Genomic DNA, 19,425 nt, shown 5'->3' with positions numbered 1-19,425 from the left:
GCTCATCCAGCACGAACAACGCACCCGGCACATCTGACAAGCACCACCCCACCCCGGCATTAACACACCCGGTCAACCCCACCCCACCAGCCAAGACCAAGATGAAAAGTCCCCAATGTGGCATTGGAGGCGCTCAACGTCCCCAATGCCACATTGGGGACATCGTCTCCGGGGTCACCCGCGATTACGCCGACCGTGCCCAGGGTTAACCCGCGTGAAGGCCCCCTTCCCTCAGCTCAGCCGCGTGAAGGGGGCCTTCACGCGGAGTCCCGCGTCCCAATCAGGTGCGACTTGTGGGGTTCATGTGGCCAAACAGCACAGTTGGGGTGCACAATGTGCTCACGCGTACCGGGAGGCGGCACGAGCCACCTGACCAGCGCAGCTCGCGAGGTCGTAGGGGAAGACGCCCCTCGTCGAGTAGCGGAGGTCAGCAGTGAGCACCCGTGGCAACACCCGTGGCGTGGTGTACGTCCACTCGTCGCCGTCTGCGGTCTGTCCGCACGTCGAGTGGGCCATTTCGGGCACCCTGGGTGCCCGAGTCGAGTTGAAGTGGACGGCGCAGCCCGCCAGTCCAGGACAGCTCCGCGCCGAATGTGGTTGGCGTGCGCCTTCGGGCACCGGCGGAAAGCTGGCGTCCGCGCTCAAGGCGTGGCCGATGATCCGGTTCGAAGTCACCGAAGAGCCCAGTGCGGGGGTCGACGGAGAGAGGTTCTGTTTCGCTCCGGGTCTCGGCCTGTGGCACGGCAGGACCAGCGCCAACGGCGACATCGTCGTGGGCGAAGACCAGCTGCGCGCGCTCGTGAGCAAGGTGCGCACCGGGGAATCGCTGGCGCACAAGCTCGATGAGCTCCTCGCCGCCAATTGGGACGAAGCGCTCGAACCGTACCGGCACGCCGGCGACGGTGCTCCCGTCACCTGGCTGCACCAGGTCGGGTAGACGGCGTGAAGTCGGAAGAGGCGGGCGGCTAACCTTTCGGGGTGACCGCCCAGCCTCGCCCCACTTCTCGCCAGCGGTGGCTGATCCCCGTCCTCGTGGTGGTGATCTCCCTGACCGTCGGAGTCGGTCTGCTGGCGCGCGATCTCTACCTCCGCCCCGAGGCCGCGCCCACCGAACCGGTCGTGAGCGCTTCGCCGTCGTCCGTCGCCCCGGACGCGCAGCCCGGATCGCCCGCCGTCGAAGTGACGCCCGACGTCGTCGCGCATCCGCAGTACCAGAGCGTCCGGCAGGTGCTACAGGGATATTTCGACTCCATCAACGACCGCGACTATCTGAAGTGGACTTCGGTGGTCACCCGGGAACGGGCCAAGACCAAGACCGCGGTGGAGTGGAAGAAGGACTATCAGTCCACTCGGGACGGCACCATCCTCGTCTACCGCATCGAGCCGGGCGCGCCGAGCACGCTCCGGGTCCTCGTCGCCTTCACCAGCACACAGGACGTCGACGACGCACCGGTGTACCTGCCGGAGGGGTGCATCCGGTGGCGGCTGGTGCTGCCGCTGAGGCTGGAGAGCGGGTCCTGGCGGGTCGACACCACCGAAGGCGGCACCAACCCCGAACACGAAAAATGCTGAAGTAGGGGTCGACATGGTCCCCCAGGCTGACGCGTGCGGGAGCCGGTGCCGAATAGAGTCGCGACATGGCAATTGATCAGCCGGCCCTGCTGACCGACGCCTCGAGGGGACTCTCCAGCGAAGAGGTCGCCGAGCGTGTCGCCGCGGGCAGGACCAACACGGTCTCCACGAAGACCAGCCGGACCACCGGCGAGATCATCCGCGCGAACGTCTTCACCCGGATCAACGCGATCTACGGGGTGCTGTTCGTTCTCATCCTGTCGACGGGTTACTTCATCGACGGGCTGTTCGGCGGACTGATCATCGTCAACAGCGCGGTCGGCATCATCCAGGAACTCCGGGCGAAACGAACCCTGGAACGGCTCGCCATCGTGGGTCAGGCGAAACCGACCGTCCGCCGTGACGGGCAGAGCGTCGAGATCGCCCCGGAAGACGTCGTCCTCGGAGACCTCGTCGAACTGGGCCCTGGCGACAAGATCGTCGTCGACGGCCCGACGCTGACGGCCGAGGCCCTGGAGGTCGACGAGTCACTGCTGACCGGCGAATCCGATCCGGTGGTCAAGCAGCCCGGCGACAAGGTGCTGTCCGGCAGCTTCGTCGTCGCGGGCAGCGGCACCTACCGCGCGGACATCATCGGAGACGAGTCCTACGCCGCGAAACTGGCCGCGGAGGCCAGCAAGTTCACCCTGGTGAAGTCGGAACTGCGGCAGGGCATCGACAAAATCCTCAAGTTCATCACCTACCTGCTCATCCCGGCGGGCGCGCTGACCATCTACAACCAGCTCGCGGGCGACCAGGCGTGGCCGGACGCGCTGCGCGGTATGGTCGCGGCGCTCGTGCCGATGGTGCCCGAGGGCCTGGTGCTGATGACCAGCGTCGCGCTCGCGGTCGGCGTCATCCGGCTCGGCAAGCGCCAGTGCCTGGTGCAGGAGCTCCCGGCGATCGAGGGGCTCGCCCGGGTCGACGTGGTGTGCGCGGACAAGACCGGGACGCTCACCGAGAACGCGATGCGGCTTTCCGAGGTCCGGGAAATCACCCCCGGCCACCCGGTGGACGACGTGCTGGCCGCGCTCGCCGCCGCCGATCCGCGCCCGAACGCGAGCCTCCAGGCCATCGCGGAGGCGCACGGGACCGATCCGGGCTGGCGGGTTTCCACGACGATGCCGTTCTCCTCGGCGCGTAAGTGGAGTGGCGCGTCGTTCGGTGCCGACGGCGACTGGGTGCTCGGCGCGGCCGACGTCCTGCTGCCCGAGGGGGAGCACCGGGCGGAGGCCGAGAAGATCGGCTCGCGCGGTCTGCGCGTCCTGCTGCTGGGCCGTGCCGCACGCGCCGTCGACGCGGCCGAGGGCCCCGGCGACATCGAACCGGTCGCGCTCGTGGTGCTGGAGCAGAAGGTCCGTCCGGACGCGAAGGACACTCTGGACTTCTTCGCGCATCAGGACGTCGCGGTGAAGGTCATCTCCGGCGACAACGCCATCTCCGTCGGCGCCGTCGCGGGGACGCTCGACCTGCCCGGCGCGGACCAGCCCGTCGACGCGCGGAAACTGCCGGACGACGCCGAAAAACTGGCCGACACCGTGGAGGAGCGCGCCGTCTTCGGCCGCGTGACCCCGTTGCAGAAACGCGCGATGGTCGGGGCGCTGCAGTCGAAGGGCCACACCGTCGCGATGACCGGCGACGGCGTCAACGACGTCCTCGCGCTGAAGGACGCGGACATCGGCGTCGCCATGGGCGCCGGCAGCCCGGCCACCCGCGCGGTCGCGCAGATCGTGCTGCTGGACGACAAGTTCGCCACCCTGCCGTACGTCGTCGCCGAGGGCCGCCGGGTGATCGGCAACATCGAGCGCGTCTCGAACCTGTTCCTCACCAAGACGGTCTACTCGGTGCTGCTGGCGCTGATGGTCGGCATCGCGCAGGTACCGTTCCCGTTCCTGCCGCGGCACATCACGATCACCGCCTGGTTCACGATCGGCCTGCCCGCCTTCGTGCTTTCGCTGGCGCCGAACAACGAACGCGCCCGCACCGGCTTCGTCGGCAGGGTGATGCGGATGGCCGTCCCGGCCGGGCTGGTCATCGCCACGGCGACGTTCATAAGCTATCTGCTGGTGTACAAGGGACCCGGACAGTCCGAAGTGGACAAGATCCAAGCAGGGACCACCGCGCTGATCACGCTCATCGCGATCGCGCTGTGGGTGCTCGGGATCGTCGCGCGGCCGTACAAGTGGTGGAAGATCCTGCTGATCGGCGGGATGGTCGTGCTGACGCTCGCGCTGTTCCTGATCCCGTTCACGCAGAAGTTCTTCGCGCTGGACCCGAGTGTGAGCGCGTACACGCTCTCGGCGTTCGCCTGTGCCGGGGTGGGGATCGTGCTGGTGGAGGCCGCCTGGTGGATCGGGCGGCATCTGGTGAAACGCTCCGAGGCCTGACAGGCCAAGCTTCGGATGTGATGAACGGGACTTTCATTGCAAAATTTGCAATGAAAGTCCCGTTCATCACATTTTTGATCCTGCTGCCGGGGTGTCGACCGAGGTGTCCGTGAAGGCCTCCTTCCCTACCGTGAGAGTAGGGAAGGAGGCCTTCGCTACGTCGTTAGCCCGGTGTGGGAGCGGATCGTCGCGGCCTCGCGACGTGAAGGACGCTTTCCCTGCGTGTCATGCGGGGAAAGTCCCCTTCAGCCCTCACCCAAGATGGAAAAAGCTCGATATGCGCGCTGCTGTTCCGCCAAGTACGTGAAGGCCCCCTTCCTTGCGCCTAGCGCAAGGAAGGGGGCCTTCACGTACCTATGAGGCGTCAGGCCGCCGGAGTGAACAGCAGCGCCGTGTTGTGCCCGCCGAAACCGAACGAGTTGCTGATCGCCGCGGTCAGCTCCGCCTTGCGGGCCTCGCCCGCCACGACGTCGAGCTGCACCTTCGGGTCCAGGTCCTCGAGGTTCAGCGTGGCTGGGATCAGGCCGTGGTAGATCGCCAGGATCGTGGCGATGCCCTCGACCGCGCCCGCGCCGCCGACCAGGTGCCCGAGTGCGCCCTTGGGAGCGGTCACCACGGTGTGGTCGCCGACGGCCTTGCGGATCGCCGCGGCCTCGCCGACGTCGCCGACGACCGTGGAGGTCGCGTGCGCGTTGACGTGCCCGACGTCGGAAGGGGAGACCCCGGCCATCTTCATCGCCGCGCGCATGGCGGCGATCTGGCCGATGCCTTCGGGGTGGTTACCCGTGATGTGGTACGCGTCCGAGGTGATCCCGAATCCGCTCAGCTGCGCGTAGATCCGCGCGTTGCGGGCCTTGGCGCGGTCGGCCCGCTCCAGGATCACGACGCCGGAGCCCTCGCCGAGCACGAAACCGTCGCGGTTCGCGTCGAACGGCCGCGAGGCCTTCGTGGGATCGTCGTTGCGGGTGGACACCGTCCTCGCCTGGGCGAACCCGGCGAGGGTGATCGGGTGGATGCACGCCTCGGCGCCACCGGCGACCACGACGTCGGCCCGGCCGGTCCGGATCATCTCGTAGCCGGCGGCGATACCTTCCGCACCCGAGGCACAGGCCGAGGCCGGCGAGTGCACGCCGGCGCGGGCCTTGAGGTCGATGCCGACGTGTGCGGCCGGACCGTTCGGCATCAGCATCGGCACGGTCAGCGGGGACACCTTGCGGAGGCCCTGCTTGTGCAGGAGGTCGTTCTGTGAGATCAGGGTGACCGGACCGCCGACACCGGTGCCGATGGTCACCCCCAGGCGCTCGGGGTCCACATCCTGATGCTCATCGGTCGGCTGCTCGAAGCCCGCGTCCGCCCAAGCCTGACGCGCGGCGATGAGCGCCACCTGCTCGCACCTGTCCAGGCGGCGAGCCTGGACCCGAGGGAGGACCTCGGACGGATCCACGGCGAGCGTGGCACCGATCTTCACCGGCAGGTCGAGCTCGTCGACCCAGTCGGCTTCGAGCAGGCGGATGCCACTCTCACCGCCGAGCAGGCCGTCCCACGTGGACGTGACGTCCCCGCCGAGCGGCGTGGTGGCACCCAGCCCGGTGATCACGACGTCGATGTTGCTCATTGGAGTCTCCCCAAGGTCGGCGCCATCAAGTACTGGTGACTTACTTGGAGTTGGCGGACACGTAGTTCACCGCGTCGCCAACGGTCTTCAGGTTCGCCAGCTCGTCGTCCGGGATCTTGACGCCGAACTTGTCCTCGGCCTGAACAGCGATCTCCACCATGGACAGCGAGTCGATGTCGAGGTCGTCCACGAAGGACTTCTCGGCGGTCACGTCGTCCTGCGCCACACCGGCGACCTCTTCGACGATCTCGGCGAGGCCGGCGAGGATCTCTGCGTTGTCTGCCACTGGTTGTTCCCTTCTCGGTGATGCTTTTGGCTGCCCCGCGGGCACGGCGCCCGCGGGGGAAGTATTCATCACGGGCAGATGAAGGCCTGGCCCGCGTAGGAGAGTCCGGCACCGAAGCCGACGGCGAGCACGACGTCGCCCTGCTTCGCGGTGCCCGCTTTGCGCATGTGGTCCAGCGCGAGGGGGATGGACGCGGACGAGGTGTTGCCCGAGTACTTGATGTCGTCGGCCACGACCATGTCCTCGCGGGCGCCCTTGGCGCGCAGCTTCTTGGCGATGGCCTCGACGATGCGCAGGTTGGCCTGGTGCGGGATCAGCACGTCCACATCGGACGGTTCGAGTCCGGCGATCTCCAGTGCCCGCAACGCGATCGGCGCGATCTGCGTGGTCGCCCAGCGGAAGACCGACTGGCCTTCCTGGTAGATCCACTTGTCGTCGCGCATGTAGATGAGGTCGACGTGCTCACCAGCGCTGCCCCAGGCGACCGGGCCGATCCGCGGGGTGTCGGCCGCGCCGACCACCGCCGCGCCGGCGCCGTCGGCGAAGATGATCGCGTTCGCGCGGTCTACCGGGTCGACGTGGTCGGTGAGCTTCTCGGCGCCGATGACGAGCGCCTTCTTCGTGCTGCCCGCCCGGATCAGGTCCGAGGCGACACCGAGGCCGTAGCAGAACCCGGCGCAGGCGGCGTTGAGGTCGAACGCGGCCGGATGCGTGATCCCGATCCGGTCGGCGACCTGGGCGGCGGCGTTCGGGATCTGGGTGGGCATCGTGCAGTTCGGCAGGATGACCGTGTCCACTTCGGACGGATCCACCCCGGCGTCGGCGAGTGCCGCCGTACCCGCCTTGACCGCCATGTCGACCAGCGACTCGTCCTTCTCGGCGAACCGGCGCTCGATGATGCCGACCCGTTCGCGGATCCACTGGTCGTTGGTGTCCATGATCTGCGACAGATCGTCGTTGGTCACGATCTTCTCGGGTTGGAAGCTTCCGACACCGAGAATGCGGCTACCGGCGGCGCCCGTCGTCTGCCGCAAGGTGGATCGGTCGGTCACGAAGCGTCCTCCTGCCCGTGAAGCTTCGCCAGCTCGGCCGGCGTCTTCAGCGCGATGGTGGTGGTCACGGTTCCCTTGAGCTGCCGCTTGACCAGTCCGGTCAGCGTGCCCGCCGGCGGCAGTTCGAGCGTCGTGGTGACGCCCGCGGAGACCAGACCGTTCATGGTCAGGTCCCAGCGCACCGGGTTCGTGACCTGCTTGACCAGCCGGTCGAGGTACTCGGCCCCGCTGGTGACGACCTGGCCGTCGGCGTTCGACAGCAGCGGACGCGTCGGGTCCGCCGGGGTGATCTTCGCAGCCTGGTCGGCGAGCGCCGCCTGCGCGGGGGCCATGTACGCCGTGTGGAACGCGCCCGCGACCTTGAGCGCGCGGACCTTGGTGCCTTCGAGCGGCTCGGCCACGATCTTCTCGATCGCGTCGGCGGCGCCGGAGGCGACGATCTGGCCCGCGCCGTTGCGGTTCGCGGCGGTGAGGCCGTGGCCTTCGAGCCAGGCGACGACCTGCTCCGGGTCACCGAGCATGACGGCGGCCATGCTCGTCGGCTCCAGCGCGCACGCCTTCGCCATCTCCGCGCCGCGGATGGCGGCCAGCGCGACGGCGTCTTCGGGGCTCAGCACCCCGGCGATGGCGGCGGCGGCCAGCTCACCGACGGAGTGACCGGCGACCGGCGCGTCCGCGGCGACCGGGGCCTCACGCTGGAGGTGCTCGAACGCCAGCAGCGACAGCGCCACGATCAGCGGCTGGGTGATCGCGGTGTCCTGGATCTCTTCGGCGTCCGCTTCGGTGCCGAGGCGGACGAGATCGAGACCGGCCCGCTCGGACCAGGCTTCGACGCGCGCGCGGGCACCGTCGAGCTCGAGCCAAGGGGAGAGCATGCCTGGGGCTTGGGAACCCTGACCGGGGGCGAGGACTGCTGCTGTCACCCCACTAGGGAACACTCTCGGCCACCAAGGTCGGGATGCCGACGCTCACCAAGTCCTGCGGGTGTAATTGTAGGAACCCTCCAAAAGTGCCTTCCTGATCACTGTGCTTAACCCAAAAGCCTTGTCGGGTTCAACCAGCTTTCCCTATGAAGTCTATCACTGCGCAGAGTTACCAACGGGTTTACCGGAGCCCGCGGGCCCGGCCGAGTTCAGCGGGTGCCGCCCTTGCCCGAGGCACGACCACCCCGGCCCACGCGGTACCGGCGTACTTGGCAAGGTGTGAAGGTCGAGTTTCTTCGGCTGAGCCGAGGGAAGGGGGCCTTCACGCGCTAGAACACTCGCTTGCCACCGGGTTTACCAGAGCCCGCGGGCCCGGGCCAGCCGCCCGACCGTCAGCGCCACCTTCAGCACCCAGGCGTCGCGCGATTCGGCGGCGTGGCGGCCGGTGAGTTCGGCCGCCTTCCGCAACCGGTACCGGACGGTGTTCGGATGCACGAACAGCGTCCGCGCGCAGGTCTCCAGGACACCGCCGCTGTCGAGGTAGGTCTCCACCGTCCGCAGCAGCGCCGGGCCCGCCTCCTCCAGCGGCCGGGCGATCTGCTCCACGAGCAGGCGTTCCGCCTCGGGATCGCCGGACAACGCGCGTTCCGGCAGCAGGTCGATCGATCTCGCGGGCCGCGGCGCACCGGGCCAGCCGACGACGGCACGCAGGCCGGAGAGCGCCTCTGTCGCGCTGTGGTGCGCTTCGGCGAGGGTGGGCACCGTCGGCCCGGCGACGACCGGGCCCTCGGCGAAGGCGACGGACAGTTTGGTGAGGATCTCGCGGTCCTTGACGCTGCCGTCGGTGGGCCCGGCGACGACCACGACCAGCCGGGACCCCTGCACCGAAAGCAGGACGGGGCGCCCCACCCGCGCGGCGCGGCTGCGCACCTCGAACACGACGGCGGGCGGGTCGTCCGACGTCGGGGTGCCGACCAGCGCGGTGGCGGGCGCGGCCGGATCCCAGCCGAGCGCGGCCGCACGGGAGAGCACGGCCTCCTCGGCGTCACCGCGGACGATGCCGTCGACGACCAGCGCCTCCAGTCGCGCGTCCCAGGCACCGCGCGCCTCGGCGGCGGCCGCGTAGGAGTTGGCGGCGGCGAACGCGATCTCCCGGCCATAGCGCAGGATCCCCTCGATCAGCGCGGCGCGTTCCGCCTCGTTCGCGGCGAATTCCGGCAGTTGTTCCTCGAAAACCTCGATCGCCAGCCGCACCATCCCGACCGCCTGCCGCAGGCTCACCCAGCGGGACAGTTCGGCGGGCGCTTCGCGGAACGCCTCGGTGGTGAGGGAGAGCGCCTCCTTCGCGTCGCGGAGCCAGTCGACGAAACCGGCGGCACCCGCCTGGGTGATCAGCAGGACGCTCGCGCGCTGGTCGGCGGGAAGGCGGGCGAACCAGCTCAGTCGTTCCTCCATCACCGCCACGCTCGCGCTCGCGAGACGGCCGGAGGCGTGTTCGAGCCGCCGGAGGGTCTTGGCGGACAGCCCGTGGTGCTTGGGCACATGCCGTCCGGAAGTCGCATCAGCCATGGTCAGCCGATCCTAGTCCGCCAGGGTGAGATGGCCCTCGTCCTGCGGCCGGACGGGCTTCGTGTCCGAAGTGGACAGACGTCGCGTTATGCGCGGCGATGAATTGTGAAAGGTGTTTGCCTAAAACTCGAGGCCGCCCGGCGCTAGCGTTTTTCGCTGCGCCGGACGGCCTCGTCTCCCCGGTCCCCACCGGTAGAACAAGTATGGGACTTGTGGATCTTTTCCCGCTAGTTCACTCACTCGATCGTGGGTCGCCGAGTTGCCAGTGAGGTGCCCGTGATCAACGATCCCTCGCAAGCCGCGCCGGTGTCCGGTGCGGATGTGCAGAGGAGGGAGTTCGCCGTGGGCGAGCAGCTGAAAGACGGTCTGGGGCAAGCATGGAACCTTGTCGCCACCTTCGTGCCCAAACTGGCCGGATTCCTGATCATCCTGCTCATCGGCTGGTTGATCGCGAAGGCCGTGTCAAAGGCATTGGGACTGGTTCTGTCGAAGATCGGATTCGGCAAGCTCATCGAGAAGACCGGACTCACGGGAACGCTCAAACAAGCGAATGTCGACGCCGGCGGGATCCTCGTCAAACTCGTGTACTACTTCATTCTCCTGATCGCCTTGCAGCTCGCGTTCGGCGTATTCGGTGAGAGCAATCCGGTCAGCGCGTTGCTCAACGACATCATCGCGTTCCTGCCGCGGGTCCTGGTCGCGCTGGTGCTGGTGATCGTCGCGGCCGCCGTCGCGAAGGTGGTCCGCGACCTGGTGACCAGTGCGCTGTCGGGCCGCCCGGCCGGACGGCTGCTCGGCACGATCGCCTACTGGCTGATCGTGGCGTTCGGCGTCATCGCCGCGCTCGGCCAGGTGAACATCGCGACGGCCGTGACGGGGCCGGTTCTAGTGGCCGTGCTCGCCACCATCGGCGGCGTGATCGTCGTCGGCTTCGGCGGCGGCCTGATCAAACCCGCGCAGGACCGCTGGCAGGGCTGGCTGGCCAATCTGCAGGGCCAGCTGGAGCCGGGCACAGGCAAGCAGGAAGTCCGTTCGGAGCCGCCGACGTCGCCCGTGGGCATCGGTCGCGTAGATTCCTGAGCATCCCGCGGGCCCGGTGATCGAGGAAGGCACCGGGCCCGCGTGGAGCTGAAGGGGCCCATCGCCGTTCCATCCATGCCCCCGCCGCCGCCCTCAACGGAGGCGCTGCGCGCCCGGCTTGGATTCCCGCGGTGAAGGGCCCCTTCGTGGCATCTCACGCGGGCAAAGTCCCCTTCGGCTACCCGCCGTCCTGTTCCGCACCTCACACTCTCTAGGGAATGGTGTCGCGGCGGAGCATGTTGGAGCGGTAGACGGAGAGGGGCGCGGACGTGGACTTCCTGCTGCACAACGGTGTCACGGTGCTCGGACAGTGGATCTCCTTCGCCGAACTGGCGGGGCAGATCTTCGCGCTGGCCGTGGTCTTCCTGGCACAACGCCGCACGCTGTGGACCTGGCCGGTCCAGGTCGGCGCCACCGTTCTACTGTTCTCGGTCTACCTCTCCGCGCACCTCGGCGGGCTCGCCACCAGGCAGATCGCGATCCTCGCCATCTCGATCTACGGCTGGTGGGCGTGGTCCCGTCGCAGCGACCCGGTCTACGGCGTCGTCGTCCGCAAGGGCCGTCCCGCCGAACGGCTGGCGATGATCGGCGCGTTCGCGATCGGCACCACCGCGATGGCCCTGGTGCTCGACGCGCTGAACGCGTCGTGGGCGCCATGGCCGGACGCCGCGATCTTCGTCGGCACGCTGGTCGCCTTCGCCGCGCAGGGTGCCGGTCTCGTCGAGTTCTGGCTGGTGTGGCTGGTCGTCGATGCGATCGGCGTCCCGCTCCAGCTGTCTTCGGGCCTGTACTTCTCCGCCGCGGTCTACATCGTGTTCGCCGGGCTGGTCGTACACGGCTGGTGGAGCTGGAACCGCACGGCGAAGCAGGTCCGTACCGAGGTGGTCAGCGCATCGTCGCGTGCGAGGGCTTGAGGTCGTCCAGGGTACGGACGCCCAGCAGCTGCATGGTCCGGACGATCTCGGTGCGCAGGATGTCCACACACCGCTGAACGCCGCGCTCGCCCCCGGCCATCAGGCCGTAGAGGAACGCGCGCCCGATGAGCACCGCGTCGGCGCCGCGCGCGATCGCCGCCACGATGTCGCCGCCGGAGAGGATGCCGGTGTCGACCCACACCTCGGCGTCGCCCTGGATCTCGTCGAGCACTGCGGGCAGTAGCTCGATCGGCGTCGGCGCGCGGTCGAGCTGACGGCCGCCGTGGTTGGACAGCAGGACCGCGTCGGCGCCGTGCTTGACCACGTCACGCGCGTCGTCGACGTTCTGGACGCCCTTGATCACGAGCTTGCCCGGCCAGGTCTGGCGGACCCAGTCGAGGTCGTCGTAGTTCAGGGTGGGGTCGAAGAGCTGGTTGAGCAGTTCGGCGACCGTGCCGTCGAAGTGGCTCAACGACGCGAAGGTCAGCGGCTCGGTGGTCAGCAGGTTGAACCACCACGACGGATGCATCGCGCCGTCGACGAACGTCTTGAGGGTGAGCGCGGGCGGGATCGTCAGCCCGTTGCGGACGTCGCGCAGCCGCGCACCCGCGACCGGGGTGTCCACCGTCAGCATGAGGGTGTCGAAGCCGGCCGCCCAGGCGCGATTCATCAGATCTTCGCCCGCCTTGTGGTCGTGCCAGACATAGAGCTGGAACCACTTGCGGGCCTCCGGCGCGGCGGCCGCGAGGTCTTCGATCGACGTCGTCGCCATCGTCGACAACCCCATCGGGATGCCGTTGCGCTGCGCGACGCGGCCCACCGCGGACTCGCCCTCGTGGTTCATCATCCGGGTGAACCCGGTCGGCGCGAACGCGAACGGCAGCGCCGAACGCTTGCCGAGGATCTCCTTGCTGGTGTCCACATCGGACACGCCACGGAGGATGTTCGGGTGGAATTCCACGCTGCGGAAGGCCTGCCGGGCGCGGCGGAGGCTGTCCTCCAGCTCCGCGGCGCCGTCGGTGTAGTCGAACGCCGCCCTCGGCGTCCGCTTGCGGGCGAGCATCCGAAGGTCGGCGATCGTGTGCGCGCCTGCCAGCCGCCGTTCGGTCGGGTTGAGCACGATCGGCTTCGGCCGCAGGATCTGCTTCAGCTCACTCGGCTTCGGCAGTCGACGCTTGGTCACACTCACTCACCCTTCCCGCTTACCCTCAGAAACATCCGATGTCTAACCCTAACCGCTTCGCCGCCGGACGCAATGAAGGGGCCTTTCATCGCAAATTTTGCAATGAAAGGCCCCTTCATCTCAGCGTCAGGCGCTGCCGGAGTCCGACAACTGCGGCCCCGCGGCGGCGACGTCGTCGAGGCGGTACTTCCGCGCCGCCTCCACCACCTTCGCCTGGTCGACCTCGCCGCGCTTGGCGAGCGCGCTCAGCGTGCCGACCACGATCGACTGCGCGTCGACCAGGAACTTCCGCCGGGCGGCCGGGCGGGTGTCGGAGAACCCGAACCCGTCGGTGCCCAGCGTCAGCATGTCGGTCGGCACCCACGGGCGGATCAGGTCCGGCACGGCACGCATCCAGTCCGAAACCGCGACGACCGGTCCGTTCACGCCGGACAGCTTCTCCGTGACGTACGGCACGCGCGGGGAGTCGCCAGGGTGCAGCAGGTTGTCGTGGTCGATCGCGACGGCCTCGCGCCGCAGCTCGGTCCACGACGTCGCCGACCACACGGCCGCGCGGACGCCCCACTCCTCGGCGAGCATCCGCTGCGCGCGGAGCGCGTCCGGCATGGTGACACCGGACACCAGGATCTGCGCCTCCGGACCGTCGCCCGACGGGGCGTCGGCGTAGCGGTACAGACCCTTGAGCAGGCCGTCGACGTCGAGGTTCTCCGGCTCGGCGGGCTGCTGGTAGGGCTCGTTGTAGATCGTCATGTAGTAGAAGATGTTCTCGCCGTTGCCGTCCGGCCCGGTCTCGCCGTACATCCGGCGCAGACCGTCCCGCACGATGTGGGCGATCTCGAACGACCACGCCGCGTCGTAGGCCACGACGGCCGGGTTGGTGGCCGCCAGCAGCAGCGAGTGCCCGTCGGCGTGCTGGAGGCCCTCACCGGTCAGCGTGGTGCGGCCGGCGGTGGCGCCGAGCACGAATCCGCGGGCCATCTGGTCCGCCGCCGCGTAGAGGCCGTCACCGGTCCGCTGGAACCCGAACATCGAGTAGAAGATGTAGATCGGGATCATCGGCTCGCCGTGCGTGGCGTACGAGGTGCCGACGGCGGTGAACGACGCGGTGGAACCCGCCTCGTTGATGCCCTCGTGCAGGATGACGCCCTTTTCGGACTCCTTGTAGGCCAGCATCAGGCTCGCGTCGACCGACGTGTAGGTCTGGCCGTGCGGGTTGTAGATCTTGGCCGTCGGGAACATCGAGTCGAGGCCGAAGGTGCGCGCCTCGTCCGGGATGATCGGGACGATCCGCTTGCCGATCTCGGAGTCCTTCGCCAGCTCGCGGACGAGCCGGACGAACGCCATCGTGGTGGCGACCTCCTGCTTGCCTGAGCCCTTGCGGATGCCTTCGTAGACCTTGTCACCGGGCAGCACGAGCGCCTTCGAGGCCTTCGGGCGACGCTCCGGCAGGAACCCGCCGAGCGCCTTGCGGCGGCCGATCATGTACTCGATCTCCGCCGAGTCCTTGCCAGGGTGGTAGTACGGCGGCAGCTTCGGGTCGCGCTCGAGTTCCTCGTCGCTGATCGGGATGCGCTGGGCGTCCCGGAACAGCTTGAGGTCGTCGAGGGTGAGCTTCTTCATCTGGTGCGTGGCGTTGCGGCCCTCGAAGGACGGGCCGAGGCCGTAGCCCTTGATGGTGTGGGCCAGGATCACCGTCGGCTGGCCGTGGTGCTCCAGCGACGACTTGTAGGCCGCGTAGACCTTGCGGTAGTCGTGCCCGCCGCGCTTGAGGTTCCAGACGTCGGCGTCGGTGAGGTCCTTGACCAGTTCCTTGGTCCGCGGGTCGCGGCCGAAGAAGTGCTCACGGACGAAGGCGCCGTCGTTGGCCTTGTAGGTCTGGAAGTCGCCGTCCGGCGTGGTGTTCATCAGGTTGACCAGCGCGCCGTCGCGGTCCGCGTGCAGCAGCGAGTCCCACTCGCGGCCCCAGATGACCTTGATGACGTTCCAGCCGGCGCCGCGGAAGTACGACTCCAGCTCCTGGATGATCTTGCCGTTGCCGCGCACCGGGCCGTCGAGCCGCTGCAGGTTGCAGTTGATCACGAAGGTCAGGTTGTCGAGGCCCTCGCCCGCGGCCACGTGGATGAGGCCGCGCGATTCCGGCTCGTCCATCTCGCCGTCGCCGAGGAACGCCCAGACGTGCTGGTCGGTGGTGTCCTTGATGCCGCGATCGCGCAGGTAGCGGTTGAACCGGGCCTGGTAGATCGCGTTCATCGGGCCGAGGCCCATGGACACGGTCGGGTTCTCCCAGAACTCCGGCATCAGCCGGGGGTGCGGGTACGACGGCAGGCCGCCGCCCTCACCCGCGTGCGAGTACTCCTGGCGGAACCCGTCCAGCTGGTTCTCGGTCAGCCTGCCCTCGAGGAACGCGCGAGCGTAGATGCCGGGGGAGGCGTGGCCCTGGATGAAGATCTGGTCGCCGCCGCTGGAGTGGTCCTTGCCGCGGAAGAAGTGGTTGAAGCCCACTTCGTACAGCGCCGCGGACGAGCCGTAGGTCGAGATGTGACCGCCGACACCCACGCCGGGACGCTGCGCGCGGTGCACCATGATCGCGGCGTTCCACCGGATGTAGGCGCGGTAGCGGCGCTCGATCTCCTCGTCACCGGGGAACCAGGGTTCGTTCTCGGTGGGGATGGTGTTGACGTAGTCCGTCGACGTCAGCGCCGGAACGCCGACGTGGCGTTCCCTGGCCCGCTCGAGGATGCGCAGCATCAAGTAACGGGCGCGCTGCTGACCACCCCTGGCCAGCGCCTCGTCGAAGGAGTCCAGCCATTCGGCAGTCTCCTCCGGGTCGATGTCGGGCAGGTGCGCCGCCAATCCGTCACGGATGACGCGTACGCGTGCCGGGGTCTCCTTACCGGAGGCGCCGTCGTTCTGCGGGGCCAAGGGGTCTCCTTGCGAAAGGTGGTAGCTGGTTCTGCTCGTACGCGGGCGTGTTCGCCTTCCATCGTCGTCCTCCGGTTCCGTTCGCGTCACCGCTACTGATCGGTAACGTTCGCGGACCCGATTGCGACACGCCTCGCGCGCGCCTGTATCGCGCGCGCGTTTTCTCTCCCACCCTAAAGCAGGGCGTTCGGAGGCGCCCAAGTGCGCCTGAATTGACCTCGCGCGAGTGGTCCGAATGTCCGTACGCTGCGACACGAGTTGTTCAAGATCCGGTGTGGACGGTTGCGCGCAGCGCCTCACCAGTGTTCGCTAACGGGCATCGTGTACCCGAGTGTGGTGCCCGCCCGGTCGATCCGGCCGAGCGACACCACGCTCCGTCGTAGTTGGAGGAGTGACAGCAGTGGTCGCCGCGGGAGACGCTGATCAGAGCAGCGTCGCCGAAAGGCTTGGGATCAAGCCGGACATGGTGGTCCAAGAGATCGGCTGGGACGAGGACGTCGACGACGACCTCCGAGCGGCGATCGAGGAACAGATCGGCGGCGACATCCTCGACGAGGACGCCGACGAGGTCATCGACGTGGTGCTGCTGTGGTGGCGCGAGGACGACGGTGATCTCGGCGACACGCTGATCGAGGTCCGGACCCCCTTGAACGAGAACGGTGTGATCTGGGTACTGACCCCGAAGACGGGACAGCCAGGGCATGTCGAGCCGAGCGAGATCGCCGAAGCGGTGCCGCAAGTCGGGTTGGCGCAGACTGCCAACATCAGTGCGGGCCCGAAATGGGCGGGCACCCGGCTGGTATCGCCGAAGTCGTCCAAGACCAAGCGGTGACCTCCGGAGCCGTGCGATCGACACGATAGGGTTGTCGTCGCAGGCCCCTGTTCGCTCTTTGAGAGGAAACCGCCGGTATGGCCGTCGAGGTCGGATCGCAAGCCCCGGACTTCACGCTCAACGACTACAACAAGCAGGCCGTGAAGCTGTCGTCCTTCCAGGGCGAGAAGCCGGTCTTGCTGGTGTTCTACCCGTTCGCGTTCAGCGGCATCTGCACCGGTGAGCTGTGCCAGCTCCGCGACGAGTTCGCGGACTACGACGGCCAGGGCGTCCAGGTCATCGGTGTGTCCGTGGACACCCCGTTCTCGCTCAAGGCGTGGGCCGAGCAGGAGGGCTACCAGTTCCCGCTGCTTTCGGACTTCTGGCCGCACGGTGAGGTCGCGAAGGCCTACGGCGTCTTCAACGAGACGGCCGGCCTGGCCACCCGTGGCACCTTCCTGATCGACAAGAACGGCGTCGTGCGGTTCGCCGAGGTCAACCAGCCCGGCGAGGCGCGCGACCAGCAGGCGTGGAAGAAGGCCGTGGCCTCCCTGGCCTGAGTCTTCACGGTGGCACCCGTGCGCGGGTGCCACCTCCCGGGCGCATAGCTCAGCGGGAGAGCACTCGGTTTACACCCGAGCGGTCGTAGGTTCGATCCCTACTGCGCCCACCGACGAAACAGGGCACCCGAATCAGACGTGGTCCTGCCCGGGGTCTGGTGCGACCCTGGTGGTGGCGCTCGTGATCTGCCAGAGCTCGTTCGCGAGCCCCCGGTCCTTGGCGGCCGCCGAGCGGCGTGCCGGACCGGCCGGGCCGCGGATCTCGAAAGGTCCGGTCGGGCCGAGGTAGTCGCCGCCATCGACCGGTCCCGTGGCAGCGCTGAGCTGGGGTGCGATACCGGCGGTGACCGGCTGCGAGAGGTATCGGTCCGGCAGCACGAGAAGGCGGGACCTCCACGTGCTCCCGCGGGCCAGGGCGTTGGTCAGCAGCTGTGACGTCGTCAGTCCCGGGTGAGCGGCGATCGACGACACCGGGTCGCCGGCGGTGCGCAGCCGCCGATCGAGCTCCGCGGCGAACAGGAGGTTCGCGAGCTTGGAGGCTCCGTAGGCGCGGGTTGGCGAATATCGCCGGCGCTCCCAATGCAGGTCGGTGAGGTCGAGTCCGCCGGTGCGGTGGCCGAGGCTGGACGTCGTCACGACCCGGGCGGGTCGCCCGCGGTCTCCGGCTGCCCGCAGCGCGGGCATCAGCAGCCAGGTCAGCGCGGCCGGGCCGAGGTGATTGGTGCCGATCTGCAGCTCGAACCCGTCCCGGGTCCGGCTGTGCGGCCCCAGCGATACCGCGGCGTTGTTGATCAGCACGTCGATCCGGTCACCGGTGCGTTCCCGGATCTCCGCGGCGGCGGCCCGTACCGAGGAGAGGTCGGCCAGGTCGAGCAGAACGGGTTCGGCCGACCCGGTGCCGTCGATCCCGGCTCGCACCTGGTCGACGGCCGCCGCTCCACGCTCGGCGTCGCGAACGGTCATCAGGATCCGGGCACCGGCCGCCGCCAACGCGCCGGAGAGGGCGAGGCCGAGGCCGGAGGTCGTCCCGGTGACGACGATGGTGCGACCCGTCAGGTCGGGCAACTCATATGACACTGTCATATGGATTAGCCTGCCCAGTTCGGATGACGCTGTCAACTAGAATGGCCGGTGTGACCCGCACCGAGACCGCCGAGGCCACGCGGCAAGCTCTTGTCCGCGCTGCTTCCGAGCTGCTCGACCAGGGCGGTCCTGACGCTGTGACCCTGCGTGCGGTCGGAGCTCGGGCCGGAGTCTCACGAGGTGCGCCCTACGGCCACTTCGAGAACAAAGAACATCTGCTGGCCCAGCTCGCCATCAACGCGTGGAGTTCACTGGCGGACGACGTCGAGCACCTTCGTGCGAACCTCGAGTCCACTTCGGACATGCGGCTGGAGCGAGCCATTCTGGCGTTGATCGACGTCGCCCGCCGTCGGCCGCACCGGTACGCGCTGATGTTCAGTGCCCCGGCTGATACGCCTGCCGCTCTGGAGGCCGCGGGCCGTCTCGAGGGCGTGTTCCTGGCACTGGTCGCGGATATGGTCGGCGAATCCGACGCGCCTCGGTTCGGCGCGCTGCTGATGTCGAGTGCGCACGGCATCGCGGGAATGGAACTCAGTGGTCATCTGGCGAAAGACAAGTGGCAGGTCAGCGTGGAGCAACTCGTGCACATGTTGATCGACGCGATCCGACCTGGGATGTCGCGACGTTGAGCGTCCGCAAGTAGGCGACTAATTGCGCCTTAAACACGTGAAGGCCCCTTCACTCGACCGGTCTTTCGAAACCGTGGCCGAGTGAAGGGGTCTTCACGCACCCCCAGCCCCTGTGGAACGTCTTCGGTTTTCGGCGGTCTGGTCTGCCCCCTCGGCAGGCCAGACCGCCGGTGCGCCGCGCCGCGGGTGGCGAACTTTCGGCTGCACAAGACAGGAGACGGACTGGACTGCCCAGATACATCAAGATCGGCGGCCAAAGGAGTGATCCCGTCGATCACATAGAGCGACTACGCGCGAGTGAGCCGGTTCGCCAGGGTCGACATCGTGTAGGTCCCGATGCCCATGACCACTTCGAGGGCGTTCCGCTCGGTGTAGCCGTGGCCGAGGAAGGTCCGCAGTGTCTCGTCGTCCACGCCGCCGGCGGTTTCGAGCACTGCCAGCGTGAACTGCCGGACGGCTTCCAAGCGCTCGTCGGGCACGGGCTCCTCCGCGCGAAGCGCCGCGATGACGTCGTCGTCCGCGTGAAGTCTTTTCAGCTTGCCGGTGTGCATCTCGATACACACTTCGCAGCCGTTGCGCGTCGCGACGGTCATCACGACCGTCTCCCGTGCGAGCGGTTCCAGTGTGGTCTTCTCGAAACTCGCGCTGAGCTTCAAGAACCCGTCGAGCAGCTCCGGCGACGACGCCAGCCGGGCGACTGCGGTGGGGAGATGGCCCAGACGCCTGATGGCCGCCTCCATCGGGCGACGCGAGGCTTCGGGCGCGGTTTCGAGGGTGTGATCGGTGAACAAGGCAGCCCC

At 68.2% G+C, this 19,425-nt stretch carries 17 protein-coding genes and 1 tRNA gene; 9 read left to right on the top strand and 9 right to left on the bottom strand.

Annotation, left to right across the window (positions count from 1 at the left end):
* Positions 1 to 433: 433 nt before the first annotated feature.
* From ACLARN_RS41210 to ACLARN_RS41200, 3 genes are all read left to right on the top strand, one after another.
* The gene (locus ACLARN_RS41210; RefSeq protein ID WP_091599164.1) at positions 434 to 937 is read left to right on the top strand and encodes a DUF3145 domain-containing protein; all 504 of its coding nucleotides are present in this window, start codon (positions 434 to 436) and stop codon (positions 935 to 937) included.
* A 41-nt stretch (positions 938 to 978) separates the two neighbouring features.
* Positions 979 to 1,572 (top strand): hypothetical protein, encoded by a 594-nt coding sequence (locus ACLARN_RS41205; protein ID WP_409496914.1) that lies wholly within the window; start codon positions 979 to 981, stop codon positions 1,570 to 1,572.
* Between the two features lie 65 nt (positions 1,573 to 1,637).
* Positions 1,638 to 3,998 (top strand): cation-translocating P-type ATPase, encoded by a 2,361-nt coding sequence (locus ACLARN_RS41200; RefSeq protein WP_409496913.1) that lies wholly within the window; start codon positions 1,638 to 1,640, stop codon positions 3,996 to 3,998.
* A 364-nt stretch (positions 3,999 to 4,362) separates the two neighbouring features.
* Here the strand turns inward: ACLARN_RS41200 and ACLARN_RS41195 are convergent, their stop codons facing one another.
* From ACLARN_RS41195 to ACLARN_RS41175, 5 genes are all read right to left on the bottom strand, one after another.
* A complete protein-coding gene (locus ACLARN_RS41195) occupies positions 4,363 to 5,613 on the bottom strand; it encodes a beta-ketoacyl-[acyl-carrier-protein] synthase family protein (RefSeq protein WP_409496912.1) in 1,251 nt (416 codons plus the stop codon).
* A gap of 40 nt (positions 5,614 to 5,653) precedes the next feature.
* The gene (locus tag ACLARN_RS41190) at positions 5,654 to 5,899 is read right to left on the bottom strand and encodes an acyl carrier protein (protein WP_004559006.1); all 246 of its coding nucleotides are present in this window, start codon (positions 5,897 to 5,899) and stop codon (positions 5,654 to 5,656) included.
* Positions 5,900 to 5,967: 68 nt separating this feature from the next.
* The gene (locus ACLARN_RS41185; protein ID WP_409496911.1) at positions 5,968 to 6,951 is read right to left on the bottom strand and encodes a beta-ketoacyl-ACP synthase III; all 984 of its coding nucleotides are present in this window, start codon (positions 6,949 to 6,951) and stop codon (positions 5,968 to 5,970) included.
* Entirely contained in the window at positions 6,948 to 7,874 is a 927-nt protein-coding gene (locus ACLARN_RS41180; protein WP_409496910.1) for an ACP S-malonyltransferase, read from the bottom strand. The genes ACLARN_RS41185 and ACLARN_RS41180 overlap by 4 nt, the downstream gene beginning before the upstream one ends.
* 354 nt (positions 7,875 to 8,228) lie before the next feature.
* Positions 8,229 to 9,443, bottom strand: coding sequence for a PucR family transcriptional regulator (locus ACLARN_RS41175; RefSeq protein WP_026466794.1), 1,215 nt, complete (start codon positions 9,441 to 9,443; stop codon positions 8,229 to 8,231).
* A 342-nt stretch (positions 9,444 to 9,785) separates the two neighbouring features.
* Here ACLARN_RS41175 and ACLARN_RS41170 point away from each other — a divergent pair, with 342 nt between their 5' ends.
* Both ACLARN_RS41170 and ACLARN_RS41165 read left to right on the top strand, forming a co-directional pair.
* Positions 9,786 to 10,523: a mechanosensitive ion channel family protein gene (locus ACLARN_RS41170; RefSeq protein ID WP_409496909.1), complete on the top strand. Its 738-nt coding sequence runs from the start codon at positions 9,786 to 9,788 to the stop codon at positions 10,521 to 10,523.
* Between the two features lie 269 nt (positions 10,524 to 10,792).
* Positions 10,793 to 11,437, top strand: a complete 645-nt coding sequence (locus ACLARN_RS41165; protein WP_409496908.1) for a nicotinamide riboside transporter PnuC — start codon at positions 10,793 to 10,795, stop codon at positions 11,435 to 11,437.
* Here ACLARN_RS41165 and ACLARN_RS41160 read toward each other — a convergent pair.
* A complete protein-coding gene (locus tag ACLARN_RS41160; RefSeq protein WP_409496907.1) occupies positions 11,409 to 12,620 on the bottom strand; it encodes an alpha-hydroxy-acid oxidizing protein in 1,212 nt (403 codons plus the stop codon). The two genes, ACLARN_RS41165 and ACLARN_RS41160, sit on opposite strands and share 29 nt — an antisense overlap.
* Before the next feature lie 126 nt (positions 12,621 to 12,746).
* Positions 12,747 to 15,542 (bottom strand): pyruvate dehydrogenase (acetyl-transferring), homodimeric type, encoded by a 2,796-nt coding sequence (aceE, locus tag ACLARN_RS41155; RefSeq protein WP_409496906.1) that lies wholly within the window; start codon positions 15,540 to 15,542, stop codon positions 12,747 to 12,749.
* A gap of 400 nt (positions 15,543 to 15,942) precedes the next feature.
* On the opposite strand from aceE, the gene ACLARN_RS41150 reads away from it, so the two are divergent.
* The 3 genes from ACLARN_RS41150 to ACLARN_RS41140 all read left to right on the top strand — a co-directional run bounded on the left by ACLARN_RS41150 (position 15,943) and on the right by ACLARN_RS41140 (position 17,023).
* Complete coding sequence (locus ACLARN_RS41150; protein ID WP_034311133.1) at positions 15,943 to 16,374, top strand: DUF3052 domain-containing protein; 432 nt, start codon at positions 15,943 to 15,945, stop codon at positions 16,372 to 16,374.
* A 77-nt stretch (positions 16,375 to 16,451) separates the two neighbouring features.
* The gene (locus tag ACLARN_RS41145) at positions 16,452 to 16,913 is read left to right on the top strand and encodes a peroxiredoxin (RefSeq protein WP_409496905.1); all 462 of its coding nucleotides are present in this window, start codon (positions 16,452 to 16,454) and stop codon (positions 16,911 to 16,913) included.
* A 38-nt stretch (positions 16,914 to 16,951) separates the two neighbouring features.
* Positions 16,952 to 17,023: transfer RNA gene (locus tag ACLARN_RS41140), tRNA-Val, on the top strand.
* 22 nt (positions 17,024 to 17,045) lie between these two features.
* Here the strand turns inward: ACLARN_RS41140 and ACLARN_RS41135 are convergent.
* A complete protein-coding gene (locus ACLARN_RS41135; RefSeq protein WP_409496904.1) occupies positions 17,046 to 17,996 on the bottom strand; it encodes an SDR family NAD(P)-dependent oxidoreductase in 951 nt (316 codons plus the stop codon).
* Positions 17,997 to 18,046: 50 nt separating this feature from the next.
* Here ACLARN_RS41135 and ACLARN_RS41130 point away from each other — a divergent pair, with 50 nt between their 5' ends.
* A complete protein-coding gene (locus ACLARN_RS41130) occupies positions 18,047 to 18,625 on the top strand; it encodes a TetR/AcrR family transcriptional regulator (RefSeq protein ID WP_409496903.1) in 579 nt (192 codons plus the stop codon).
* A 287-nt stretch (positions 18,626 to 18,912) separates the two neighbouring features.
* Here ACLARN_RS41130 and ACLARN_RS41125 read toward each other — a convergent pair whose 3' ends face one another.
* On the bottom strand, positions 18,913 to 19,416 hold the full coding sequence (locus ACLARN_RS41125) for a carboxymuconolactone decarboxylase family protein (RefSeq protein ID WP_409496902.1): 504 nt from the start codon (positions 19,414 to 19,416) through the stop codon (positions 18,913 to 18,915).
* Positions 19,417 to 19,425 lie beyond the last annotated feature (9 nt).

The organism is Amycolatopsis sp. cmx-11-12, assembly GCF_046269425.1.
In the GTDB taxonomy this organism is placed as follows: Bacteria; Actinomycetota; Actinomycetes; order Mycobacteriales; family Pseudonocardiaceae; genus Amycolatopsis.
This window is presented reverse-complemented; position numbering and strand designations above follow the sequence as displayed.